The sequence below is a fragment of the Huintestinicola sp. genome, assembly GCF_051882455.1.
Taxonomy (GTDB): Bacteria; Bacillota; Clostridia; order Oscillospirales; family Ruminococcaceae; genus Huintestinicola.
The window spans coordinates 1-9,662 of sequence record NZ_JBJERV010000045.1 but is presented as its reverse complement, the minus strand read 5'-3'; the positions used below and the strand labels follow the sequence as shown (position 1 = coordinate 9,662).

5 protein-coding genes are annotated in these 9,662 nt (G+C 48.4%); all 5 read left to right on the top strand.

Annotation, left to right across the window (positions count from 1 at the left end; all coding sequences use genetic code 11):
- Positions 1-70 precede the first annotated feature (70 nt).
- The 5 genes from ACI4J0_RS06060 (at position 71) to ACI4J0_RS06040 (ending at position 9,439) form a co-directional block, all read left to right on the top strand.
- A complete protein-coding gene (locus tag ACI4J0_RS06060) occupies positions 71-2,683 on the top strand; it encodes an alpha/beta fold hydrolase (RefSeq protein ID WP_439764917.1) in 2,613 nt (870 codons plus the stop codon).
- Positions 2,684-2,696: 13 nt separating this feature from the next.
- Positions 2,697-3,923 carry an endo-1,4-beta-xylanase gene (locus ACI4J0_RS06055; RefSeq protein WP_439764916.1) on the top strand — a complete coding sequence of 409 codons (1,227 nt, stop codon included), beginning with the start codon at positions 2,697-2,699 and terminating at the stop codon, positions 3,921-3,923.
- 6 nt (positions 3,924-3,929) lie between these two features.
- Positions 3,930-5,897 (top strand): alpha-glucuronidase, encoded by a 1,968-nt coding sequence (locus ACI4J0_RS06050; RefSeq protein WP_439764915.1) that lies wholly within the window; start codon positions 3,930-3,932, stop codon positions 5,895-5,897.
- A gap of 394 nt (positions 5,898-6,291) precedes the next feature.
- Complete coding sequence (locus ACI4J0_RS06045; RefSeq protein WP_439764914.1) at positions 6,292-7,941, top strand: endo-1,4-beta-xylanase; 1,650 nt, start codon at positions 6,292-6,294, stop codon at positions 7,939-7,941.
- Between the two features lie 43 nt (positions 7,942-7,984).
- Positions 7,985-9,439 (top strand): ABC transporter substrate-binding protein, encoded by a 1,455-nt coding sequence (locus ACI4J0_RS06040; protein WP_439764913.1) that lies wholly within the window; start codon positions 7,985-7,987, stop codon positions 9,437-9,439.
- The last annotated feature ends 223 nt before the right edge of the window (positions 9,440-9,662 follow it).

The window sequence follows — 9,662 nt, the reverse complement described above, 5'->3', positions numbered from 1 at the left end:
TCAGGCTTTATGACAAGGTTTATCCTGCTGTTAGGGAGCAGATGAGCGAGCTTGCGGAGCTGTGAGGGTTATGAGCGAAAAATTTACGGTTATGCGCTTTTTCGGCGACCATATGATATTACAGAGCGGACAGGAAAACTGCGTTCGCGGCAGGGCTCCCGAAGGCTCTTCTGTTGAACTGAAAATATCCGACTCCCGCGGAAATGAAAGCATTTTTTCCGCGGCTGCCTGCGGCAGTGATGTTTTTGAGCTGGTCATTCCTCCCTATCCCCCGTCATATGAAAGCTACACTCTGACATTTTCCTGCGGCGGTGAGGATATCGCATTTTCCGATGTGCTTTTCGGGGAGCTTTATCACATAAGCGGTCAGTCAAATATGGAGCTGCCTATATGCCGCACCATTGACCCCTTAGACCCTGTTATCCCCAAGGGCAGCCGGTTTATCAGGGAATTTCGTGTGCCCGTGATGTGCTGCTTCGGAAAAAATGAGGAGTATGACGATTTTCAGGGCGGCGAGTGGAAGTGTGCCGAGGGCGATGATCTTATGGAAATGAGCGCGGCAGGATTTTATTTTGCCGAAAAGCTTTCGCAAAAGCTGGGTGTTCCTGTGGGGCTTGTAAATACGTCGGCAGGCGGCTCTCCCGTTGAGGCGAGAATGCCTTATGAGATGCTTATGGAGCTTGGGGGATATGAGGATTTCCTTGCCCGCTGCACTGTTCCCGATTATGAAAAAAATACTGCCGAGGCGGACAGGGTAAAGTACGAAAAATGGTGCGCCGAGCTTGAGAAAAAGGACACAGTTTCGGGGGACATTTTTACTGCTCCTCACGAATACTCAAAATGTCATATCCCCTTCTATTTCAGAGATGACCCCGAGCTTTCGGGCTTTTGCGGACGGGTATGGTTCAGAAAAAGCTTTTATATTCCCGATGATATGGATATGTCGGAGGCAGTGCTTATTCTGGGCGCAATGATAGACGCTGACGAGGTGTTTGTTAACGGCGTTTCGGTGGGGTCAACAGGCTATATGTATCCGCCGAGGATCTATCCCGTTCCCGAGGGGGTTCTGCACAGGGGAGAAAATATTCTGCATATCCGCCTGGAGGTAAGACAGGGCAGGGGCGGATTTGTTGAGGGCAAAATATACTATCTGGGGTCGGGTGATAGGCTCATTGACCTTTCGGGTGAATGGGAATATGCTGTGGCGGCAAAGGGTGAATATCTTGAGCCGGATGTGTTCTTTCAGGGGCTGCCTCTTTCCATGTACGGGGCACTGACCGCTCCCGCTTTTAACATTAAATTCAAGGGGCTTATCTGGTATCAGGGCGAGTCAAATGACAAAGAGCCCGACAGATATTATGAGCTTTTTAAGCGCTTTGTGCAGATGTACAGGGAACGCTGCGGATATGATATCCCCGTTATCTTTACTCAGCTTTGCAATTTCGACGACCCCGTAAAATGCGTTCCCGAATTATCCTGGGCAAGGCTCAGGGAGCAGCAGAGAAAGTGTCTTGATATTCCCGGAACTGCTATGGCGGTGACTATAGACATAGGCGAGTCAAACGACCTTCACCCCATTAACAAGCGCGATGTGGGAAGGCGGCTGGCTCTTTGTGCGGAAAGGCTTATTTATAAGGACGAATTTGTTCCCGAGGATATTTTTCCGCTGTCTGCCATTATGGAAAAGTGCGGCGAAATACTGCTTTCATTTACGGACAACAGGTCTGTGAGAATGAAAAATGATACGCCAAAGCATTTTGAGATAGTTTCCTTTGACGGCAAAATAATTCGTCCGAGGGCAGAGCTCTCCGAAAATGGCATCATACTTGAATACGATGGTGAGGATATTCCACTGCTTCTCAGGTATGCTTATGAAAACGACCCCGCAGATCCCGACCTTTTCAGCAGTACGGGACTGCCCCTGTCGCCCTTTGTGATACATATCACGGGGAAGGCTTCTTCAAAGGAATATTTTATTGGTGACGGCATATTTGTGAGGGAATTTTTTCCCGAAAATATGGATAATAAATGCGCTGTGATACTCAGTCACGGATATAATCAGTCCTCCGAAAATACTTCGGATATTGCAAATTCTCTTGCGGAAAGAGGTTTCAGGGCATATGCCTTCGATTTCTGCGGCGGCGGTGCAAATTCTAAAAGCGTGGGCAGCGGTACCGATATGAGCATTTCTTCGGAAATTGCCGACCTGAACGCTGTTATTGAATATGTTAAGGAAAATGCTGCGCCCGAAAAGCTATTTTTATACGGCGAAAGTCAGGGCGGTTTTGTCTCGGCTCTCACTGCTGCGCAAAGATGTGATATCACGGGGACTATGCTTTTATATCCTGCCTTCTGTATCCCCGAGCAGTGGCTTCGCAGAGACCCCTCAGAAATGACCGAGCCTTTTGAATTTATGGGGCACGTCATTTCAAGGAAATATTATGATGGCGTTCCCCGTTATGACGTTTTTGAAAAGGTCGGTGAATATTCCGCTCCCGTTCTGATAATGCACGGCACATCGGACAGGGTGGTGAACGTAAGCTATGCAAAAAAAGCTGCGGAAAGCTTTAAAAACGCTGAGCTTATCCTCTACGAGGGTGAGGATCACGGCTTCTCGGCAGATGCACGGAAAAAGGAATTTGAGGATATTTCGGAATTTCTGAACAAGATAATTCTTCGGTAAGGAGACTTTTACTATGGAAAACTACGAACACCGCAAGGCAAGAAAAAAGATCGTTATCACAGGAAATGACGGTAAGCCTGCTTCGGGTAAGCAGGTGAGAATTAAGCTTAAAAACCACAGCTTTTTATTCGGCTGGGGCGCATTTGACGTTATGGAACACACAAACGCCGACACCGAGGAGAAAAAGGAGCGTTTCGCTCCCCGTGCCAAGCGGTGGGAGGAGCTTTTTAACTACGGCACACTCCCCTTTTACTGGGGACAGTACGAGCCTTCCGAGGGCGATGTAAGACAGGACCGGATGATGAAATGCGTTGACCGTCTCACAAAGGACGGGGCAAAGGTAAAGGGTCACCCCCTTTGCTGGCATACGGTATGCGCTGACTGGCTTTTAAAGTACAGCGATGAGGAGATAATGCAGAGACAGCTGGACCGCATTACCCGTGAGGTGAGCGCATTCAAGGGTAAGGTCACGCTTTGGGACGTTATCAATGAAACGGTCATTATGCCCGATTTTGACAGGTATGACAATGCTGTTACAAGGCTTTGCAGGCATTACGGAAGGATACCTCTTATCAAGTCGGTATTTGCGGCTGCAAAGGCTGCCGACCCGAATGCAGTGCTGCTTATAAATGATTTTAACACATCGGAGAATTATGCCCGGGTAATTGAAGAATGTCTTGAGGCAGGCATTCCCATTGACGCTATCGGCATTCAGTCCCATCAGCATCAGGGGTACTGGGGCGCCGAAAAGCTTGAGAGTGTGCTTCACCGCTTTGAGCGGTTCGGGCTGCCTATCCATTTTACCGAGAATACTATCATTTCGGGAAAGCTTATGCCACCCGAGATAGTTGACCTTAATGATTTTAACCCCGAAAGCTGGGAGTCCCTGCCCGAATATGAAGAGAGGCAGAAAAAAGAGCTTGAGGAAATGTACCGCATTTTATTTGCTCACCCTCTTGTGGAGGCGGTGACGGGCTGGGACTTTACCGACGGCGGCTGGCTCAATGCTCCAAGCGGTATCCTCAGAAGGGACGGCTCCCCCAAGCCTGCCTATGATATGCTTTCGGGGCTTATCAAAAAGGAATGGTCTACGGAATACTCCGCTGTGACCGATGATAACGGCTGCTTTGAGCTTTGCGGCTTTAAGGGCGAATACGTCCTTTCCGTTGACGGAAAAGAGTACATCGTCAGAAATGACGGCAGTGACAGCGAGGAAGGCTTACGGTTATCTGCGAGGTAAAATGCTATGGATATGCTTTATGACTGCTGGCTTGCTTACGGCAAGGACGGCTCGATGAAATGGACGGAGAAATACCTTTCGAGGCTTTGCATTCTTTGCGGCGGCAGGGTGATAAATTCTGCCGTGCGGGAGCTTGAGACTGCTTACGAACGGCTTACGGGGAAAATCCCCGTAAGGACAGACAAGCCCTTTTCGGAGGGGTGCTTTATCCTCCGAATAAAGGACAGCTTAGGCGCGGAGGGATACAGCATTTCGGTCTCGGACGAATGCGTTGCTGTGGAGGGCGGCGATGAAAACGGCGTTCTTTACGGGGTATTTCGTTTTCTTATCCTCGCTTCGGGAGGATATCCCCCAGAGAGTCTTAACATTACCGAGAAGCCCTGCTATACCCTGAGAATGATAGATCAGTGGGATAATGCCGACGGTTCGGTGGAGAGGGGTTATTCGGGAGCTTCCATTTTCTATGAGAAGGGCAGACCCGTTTCGGATATGAAAAGGCTCACCGATTACGCAAGGCTTTTGTCATCGGTGGGGATAAATGCCATATGCATAAATAACGTTAATGTGCATATGACCGAGACATTTTTTATTACCGAAGAATTTCTTCCCGACATTGCAAAAATTGCGGACACATTCGCAGACTACGGGATAAAGCTGTATCTGAGCGTTAATTTTGCCGCTCCTATGGAAATTGACGGGCTGACGACTGCTGACCCTCTGGACGAGAGAGTAATAAGCTGGTGGAAGTCTGCGGCGGAGAATATTTACAGGCACATTCCCGGCTTCGGCGGATTTCTGGTAAAAGCCGATTCGGAAAACCGCCCCGGTCCCCATACCTACGGCAGAGATCACGCTGAGGGTGCTGATATGCTTGCGGCTGCCTTGAAGCCCTTCGGCGGAAATGTGATATGGCGGTGCTTTGTGTATGACTGCCACGTTGACTGGAGAGACAGGTCTACAGACAGGGCAAAGGCGGCTTATGACTGCTTTATGCCGCTGGACGGAAAATTTTCGGACAACGTTTTTATCCAGATAAAAAACGGACCTATGGATTTTCAGATACGTGAAGCGGTCTCGCCGCTTTTCGGGGCAATGCCCCATACAAACTGTCTGTGCGAATTTCAGATAACTCAGGAATACACGGGACAGCAGAAAGACCTTTGCTATCTTGTTCCCATGTGGAAGGAATGTCTGGATTTTGACACCTATCACGACAGTGAGGGCTCCTTTGTAAGCAGGCATATCCTCGGTGCGGCAGGAGTTTCAAATGTGGGCAGCGACCGCTGCTGGACGGGCGATCCTCTTGCGGGGGCTAATCTTTACGGATACGGCAGGCTTGTTTTTGACCCATCGCTTTCGGCGGAAGAGATAGCGTTGGAATGGGTCAGGGTGGCTGTTACTGCCGATATGGAGACGGCAGATGCCATATGCGAAATGCTGATGGCTTCCCGTGACATTTACGAAAGCTACACCTCGCCTCTGGGAGTGGGCTGGATGGTCACGCCTCATTATCATTACGGTGTGGACGTTGACGGGTATGAGTATTCCCCCTGGGGAACTTATCATTACTCCGACAGAGACGGTATGGGCGCAGACAGGACAAAAGCCACGGGAACGGGCTATACTGCACAGTATGCTCCTCATAATGAGGAGATGTATGAAGATCCTTCCACCTGTCCCGAGGAGCTGCTTCTGTTTTTTCATCATCTCCCCTACACCTATATGCTTAAAAGCGGAAAGACCCTGATACAGCACATTTACGACAGCCATTTTGAAGGAGCCCAAAAAGCTGAGGAGCTTCTTTTGCGCTGGAGGGCTCTCAAGGACAAGCTGCCCCCCGAGTATTACCGTGAAGCGGAGAGGCGCTTTGAAATGCAGCTGCAAAACAGCATACAGTGGCGTGATGTTATAAACACCTACTACTACCGCAAATCGGGGATAGACGATATCAGAGGGCGGAAAATCTACAAATAAAAAAAGCTGCTGAACTTCCGACGATTTATCGGGTCGGATATGTTCAGCAGCTTTTTTATTTTAAAATTTTCATTTCAGCTCCCTTCGGTGAAAAGCTCAGACGGATATTACCTGATTATGTATTGCAAGAATAATCGATGATATAATTATATATTATTTTTGTCTGATTTTCCTGCCGAATATTGTGCTTTGCTATACACATTTTGCGATATTAAACCTTTTATACTAATCAATTTTTCTGATAGTCAGATACCTAAAGGACATTATGCACAATTATTGGTCAACATAAAAGCAATAATTGTATTGCTTTACCTATTCTTCGTATGTTATAATACAGAAAAAGATAGAAACAAACAGCAAAATATAATGCAGTAAAAAACGGAGGTGATGATACTTGGATATCAAAAAGATCGGCGCGGCAGCTGCTGCTTGTATCCTGTTTTTCTCAGCCTGCGGAAGCTCGGAAAGCACAGGCGAAAATACAGCCGATACAGCTGATGAAAGCTCGGCTGCACAGATATCGGAAGTTCTTCTCTCGGCTGAAACGCCCAAAAACGACATTCCCGAAATATCAGAAAAATTCTCGGGCTTTGAACCTGCCTGCACGAAAAGAGGCAGCGCTCTTCTTAAATTAGTGGACGATGAGGCGGCTTCGGACGGCAAGGCGCTGAAAATTTACAACCGTCAGGAAGCCTGGAACGGCGCAGACTTCAATGCTGAGCTTTTCCGCGGAAACGATATTGAGGTCTCGGGGTCGTTTAAAAGCGCAAATCCCTCGGTAAGAGTTTCGGTCCAGTTTACGGTCTGCGGCAACACAAGCTATAATATGATATTCAGCGTAAACACCTCCGATGACGCATACACATCGGGAAACGGCACCTTTTCCGTTCCCTCAAATGCGGAAAATATCCTGATATACATCGAAAGCGACAACCTTGAGGATATTTACGCAGACGATCTTTCGGTAAAGGTCAAGGGTGAATACAAATATTACGCAGAGGCGGAAGGAATAGCCTTTGCCGATACTTCTGATTATCCTTCTCTGAAAGAGGCTTACGGCGATATATTCCGCATAGGTGTGGCAATATCCCCCACCGTTGTCGAAAAAACCGAGTACAGCGAGCTGGTCAAGGCGCAGTTCAACAGCATTACCCTTGAGAATAATATGAAGCCCGAAGCGATATTTGACCATAACAGGACGGTCGCGGACAAGGAAAAATATATGGAATGTCCCGCTCTCAGATTTACAAGCATGAAAAATGAGCTGGATTTCGCAAGGGATAACGGTATGACCGTCAGAGGTCACACGCTGGTATGGCATTCCCAGACCCCCGACTGGATATTCTACAAGGACTACACTGTGGGCGGCGAGCTTGCTGACCGCGAGCTGATGCTCAAGCGTATGGAGAACTACATCAGAAGCGTTATGGAATGGACGGAGGAAAATTATCCCGGACTTGTGAGCGCCTGGGACGTGGTGAACGAAGCCATTGATGACGGCGGCGGCATAAGAAAAAGCCTCTGGTATCAGACCATAGGCGAGGATTACATAAGCAAGGCATTTGAGTTTGCAAGAAAATATGCTCCCGAAAACGTGAAGCTTTTCTATAATGACTACAACTGCTATATGCCCAAAAAGCAGAAGGATATCCTTGAATTTCTGAAGCCTGTTGCAGAAGCGGGCAACATTGACGGCATCGGAATGCAGAGCCATATCAATACGGATATAAGTCAGGCGCTGTATATGGCGGCTCTGAAAAAATACTCAAACGAGCTTGGAGTTGAGATACACGTTACCGAGCTTGACATCGGTACTAATAAAGCGGGAGACTACGAAAAGGTCCAGGGCGATTATTACAGGAGCTTTATGGAAAGGCTCATCGGACTTAAAAATGAAGGCATTCCCATAACAAGCGTTACTTTGTGGGGTCTTTCGGACTCACTCTCCTGGAAGGCTTCCGACAAACCCCTTATATTCAATGACGATCTCAGCAGAAAGCCTGCTTTTGACGGAATGGTCGAGGCTGTGAACTCTCAGGAATAAAAAAATTAAAAGCTTTAAATAAAATTATTATGGAGGTATTATTATGAAAAACTTTAAAAGATCGGTAGCAGGTATATCCGCACTTACTTTCGCTCTCGGACTTACCGCCTGCGGAGGCGGCGCTGAGTCGGGCAGTGAGACATCTGCCGCTGCAACCACCGCTGCAACGACCACAGGTGAGACCACTACCGTCACCATGGCAAGCGAGGACGTGGAAGCTATAAGCGGCGCTGCTTCTCTGCTCCGCGACGAGACCCTCGAAAGCAAGACCATCAAGTTCCTCAGCCACTGGGATATCAACCCCGTTGAGGGCGAATCTCTCCCCGTACAGCTCAGTATGTTCCAGGATAAATATGACTGCCGCGTTGAATGGATACCCACCACCTGGGAAACTCGTTACTCCGACCTGAGTACACACGTACTGGGCGGTACAGGCGTTGACTTCTTCCCCCGTGATGAAGAATGTCTTCCCAAGGGCGTTATCAACGGTATGTTCCAGCCTGTTGATGATTACATTGACCTAAGCAGCGATCTCTGGTCCGATGTTGCGGTAGCTATGGATAAGTACAACTTCAACGGCAAGCACTATGCATTTGTTACAGGCGTTTCCGCAAACAACGTTGTACTTTACAACAAGCAGACAATTGAAGAATACGGTCTCGACGATCCCTGGGAGCTTTATGAAGCAGGCGAATGGAACTGGGAAACCTTCGCTGATATGCTCCAGACATTTATCGAAGCAGACCCCGACAACAACTGCGGTCTTGACGGCTGGTGGTCCGAGCTCGCTCTCTATCGTTCCGGCGGAGAAGCCTTCATTGAAGCTAAGGACGGCGAGATCGTCGTTAATATGCAGAGCGTCAAGATAGAAAAGGCTATGAACAATATGCTTGACCTTTACAACAAGGGTCTTGTTATGGATAAGTCACTTTACGACTGGTCTGAGCAGCCTCAGTTCATGGCTGAAGGAAGAGAGCTGTTCTACATCACAGGCTCCTGGGCTGTTATGAATCCTCCCGAGTCCTGGTCCACAAAGATACCTCCCGAAAATCTCGGCATGGCTCCCGTTCCCAATGCTCCCGACGCTGAGCACCCCTGGCAGGACGCTGTTCTTGACGGCTTCTGCCTTACCAGAGGCGCACAAAATCCTCTCGGTGTTGCTCTGTATGCTGAGTGCGGACTTGCTGCAGCCCTTGATGACGGCGCTAAGGAAGTTTATGACAAGCAGTGCCGCGAGGACTACCAGTGGCCCGAGGACGTTATTGCTCATCGTTATGAGATAAATGACCTTGCACGTCAGTACCCTGTTGTTGATATTGCAGGCGGTATGTCCAGCGATATCGAGAGCCTCACCACCTCAAATGCAAACAAGAGCGTTGGTCTTAACGCTGCTCTCCACGGCGTTGAGTGGGCTACCACAAGAGAAGAGCTTTCCGGTGCACTTGATGTTCTCGTTGCCGAAGTTGTTGACGAGCTTAATGCTGCTCAGGCTCAGTAATTCGGTTTACCTGATATTACGATCTACATAATATAAAGCGGTGGGATATTGCTTGATGGCTCTGCAATATCCCACCGCTTTTTTGCGGAGTTTTTTCCGAAAGAATATGGAAGTGCGGGAAAATAAAACAAAAAAACCACGCAAACGGCTTGTTTACGTGGTTTTTCTTGGCGGAGAAGGAGGGATTCGAACCCTCGATGCGCTATTAACGCATACACGAGTT

What these genes read in the sequence shown, in the direction of transcription:
- ACI4J0_RS06050 (WP_439764915.1), top strand. Translation starts at nt 3,930, where the DNA reads ATGGATATGCTTTATGACTGCTGGCTTGCTTACGGCAAGGACGGCTCG.
- ACI4J0_RS06055 (WP_439764916.1), top strand. Translation starts at nt 2,697, where the DNA reads ATGGAAAACTACGAACACCGCAAGGCAAGAAAAAAGATCGTTATCACA.
- ACI4J0_RS06060 (WP_439764917.1), top strand. Translation starts at nt 71, where the DNA reads ATGAGCGAAAAATTTACGGTTATGCGCTTTTTCGGCGACCATATGATA.
- ACI4J0_RS06040 (WP_439764913.1), top strand. Translation starts at nt 7,985, where the DNA reads ATGAAAAACTTTAAAAGATCGGTAGCAGGTATATCCGCACTTACTTTC.